The organism is Streptococcus sp. IMAU 99161 (assembly GCF_014435245.1).
Taxonomy (GTDB): Bacteria; Bacillota; Bacilli; order Lactobacillales; family Streptococcaceae; genus Streptococcus; species Streptococcus lactarius.
This window is the reverse complement of the sequence record NZ_JAAPAW010000019.1, coordinates 1-255: the sequence shown is the minus strand read 5'-3', so window position 1 is coordinate 255 and position 255 is coordinate 1. Positions and strand designations below refer to the sequence as shown.

At 50.2% G+C, this 255-nt stretch carries 2 tRNA genes; both read right to left on the bottom strand.

The window, feature by feature from the left end:
- Window positions 1-92 precede the first annotated feature (92 nt).
- Window positions 93-165 (bottom strand) — tRNA-Thr (locus HA044_RS09305).
- A 19-nt stretch (window positions 166-184) separates the two neighbouring features.
- Window positions 185-255: transfer RNA gene (locus tag HA044_RS09300), tRNA-Leu, on the bottom strand.

Below are 255 nucleotides of genomic sequence, written 5' to 3'. Positions count from 1 at the left end.
GAACGACGGGATTCGAACCCGCGACCCCCACCTTGGCAAGGTGATGTTCTACCACTGAACTACGTTCGCATCGCTTTCTTTATATAAAAAAATGCCGGCTACATGACTTGAACACGCGACCCTCTGATTACAAATCAGATGCTCTACCAACTGAGCTAAGCCGGCTCATTATTATTCTCTATGCGGGTTAAGGGACTTGAACCCCCACGCCGTAAAGCGCCAGATCCTAAATCTGGTGCGTCTGCCAATTCCGCC